Origin of the sequence: Caballeronia arationis, assembly GCF_001544975.2 — a bacterium.
GTDB lineage: Bacteria > Pseudomonadota > Gammaproteobacteria > Burkholderiales > Burkholderiaceae > Caballeronia > Caballeronia arationis.
Genome location: NZ_FCOG02000389.1, coordinates 1 through 1883, shown reverse-complemented (window position 1 = coordinate 1883; position 1883 = coordinate 1). Strand labels below are relative to the sequence as shown.

The window sequence follows — 1883 nt, the reverse complement described above, 5'->3', positions numbered from 1 at the left end:
GACGCTTGATTTCCTGTCGAGGTATCCGTGCCCTTCGACATCGTCGATTTGATGGAAACCTTCCCGGGAATCGCGGCAATCGTGAAGGTCTTGGTCACGAACCGGCTAATCGAGATCGTCGTGCCGTCGAAGGACCAGTCGAGGCCCAGGTTCTCGCTCACCCCGCGAAGGTACTCGCCCACCTTGCAGTTGCAGGCTTGGGCGTAGATAGGCTCAACGTTGGACCTCGCGACGGACTGCGGCTGCGTCGGTGCGCTCTGCCCGCCAGCGCCGCCGTTCGTCCTCGGAATCAGAGCGTCGCGCGGGATGAAGACGTCCGGGCTCAAATGCACCGGAAAACCGGTCGCCGTCGAAACGAGCGTGGCGATTTTGGATAGCGGCAGGTTGCCCGGGAAGACAACCGACTTTTCGCGGAAGATCGCCGGCAACGTCGCTTCATAGGCGACCGGCACCAACCGGTCGCCGAGGAACGCGGTCGGCACTTCTTCAACAAGCGACATCGACTCCGGGCCATTGCCCATCGCGCGTGCGGCTTCGGCGTTGGTCGCGTCATAGGCATGGTTCACATCGGATTGCGACACGGCGCAGCCAGTCAGCGATGCGGCCACGAGAATGGCAACGGCAGATTTGATTTTCGTGAGGCGCATGGCGATTACTCTTGGCAGTTGGCTGCGCGTGCGACGACGCGGATAACGTTATTGGTGTGCTTGCAGACGCGCGTGGGCGTGCGCATGTGATTGGTCGCCTGCATCACTTGCGTGAGTACCGACTTGAAGTCGCCGGAGAACGTCGCGTTGAACTCCAGCGGCAAGTCATCGTCGATCTTCCAGGCGAGCTGCCAGCCCTGCTGCTGCAGCCAGCGATCAAGCGCGTTGCGCAAGTTGATGTCCTGCGGCGTGATCGAGAAAGACAGAACGCCACCGGGCGCCGTTGCGCCACCCTGCGACGGCACGATTACCGGCGCGACGTCCATCGCGCCAACTGGCACCTGCGCGGCGACACCGGGAAATGCGACTGGCGCGGGGCCACCGATAGCGGCTTTGAGCGCGGCCGGAGCAGCAGGCGTAGCGGGAGCAGCACGAACGACGGGAGCAACCGGCGACGCCATCGCCAGCTGAGCGACAGGCGCCTTCGCGGCAGGCGCGGAGAGCAATTGCCAGCCGTCACCGGGCGGCGGTGCTAGGCGAGACTGGTCGGGGTCCGCTGCAGCAAGACCCGATACGGTCGTGAGTGCCAGACATGCGAACAAGTGAGCCACCATGCGCGCGGTGCGATGCGTTTGAAGAGAAAAGATAGGCGTCATGTTGGTCAGTTCGTACGTTGCAGACGGCGGTAAATGTTATTGGCGTAGATGAGCTGCTTGTTCGAGGAGACGGCGTTGTAGGCACCGACCGCTTTCCATGTCGGACCAAACTGCTTGATGTTTGAAGCCAGGATCCACGTGCCCACGTACGCGTTGACGCAGGCGTCGAACAGGTGTTGGCGGCTGATTCCAAAGCGCGCCAGTTTCGGAAGCCATGACGAGTTGATTTGCATCAACCCAATGTCCTCGCTCCCATCCGTGTTGCGGCTCGTTACGTACGGCCGCATCCCGGACTCTTGCTGCGCAATGGCGCGTACCACCTGAATGCTCACGCGGTGATAGCGGGCGGCATCGTCAACACAATCCGCACGCGCACGCAGCGAGACGGCCGCGCAAAGCAGCGTTGAGAAGTAGAGCATCCGGTTCATGACGCGGGCCGATCAAAGAACCGCACATCGTGTTTGCGCAGCACGTTGACGACGTTGCCGTCGGAATTGACGATGAACTGGTCGGCGGTGCCGTTGAACTTGAAATAGCGGCCCTTCTGCTCGCCCGAACCGATGTGCGCCACGTCGGCGAC

At 62.0% G+C, this 1883-nt stretch carries 2 protein-coding genes and 1 pseudogene; all 3 read right to left on the bottom strand.

Annotated features, from left to right (window positions below; all coding sequences use genetic code 11):
* A pseudogene (locus tag AWB81_RS42520) lies at positions 1 to 647 on the bottom strand (type II secretory pathway protein); the annotation flags it as partial.
* A 5-nt stretch (positions 648 to 652) separates the two neighbouring features.
* A complete protein-coding gene (locus tag AWB81_RS42515; RefSeq protein ID WP_062644546.1) occupies positions 653 to 1303 on the bottom strand; it encodes a toxin co-regulated pilus biosynthesis Q family protein in 651 nt (216 codons plus the stop codon).
* Positions 1304 to 1308: 5 nt separating this feature from the next.
* Positions 1309 to 1731 (bottom strand): lytic transglycosylase domain-containing protein, encoded by a 423-nt coding sequence (locus AWB81_RS42510; RefSeq protein ID WP_062644544.1) that lies wholly within the window; start codon positions 1729 to 1731, stop codon positions 1309 to 1311.
* Between the last annotated feature and the right edge of the window lie 152 nt (positions 1732 to 1883).

Excerpts from the sequence above, each read along its gene's own strand:
- AWB81_RS42515 (WP_062644546.1), bottom strand. The coding sequence starts at position 1,303 with ATGACGCCTATCTTTTCTCTTCAAACGCATCGCACCGCGCGCATGGTG.
- AWB81_RS42510 (WP_062644544.1), bottom strand. The coding sequence starts at position 1,731 with ATGAACCGGATGCTCTACTTCTCAACGCTGCTTTGCGCGGCCGTCTCG.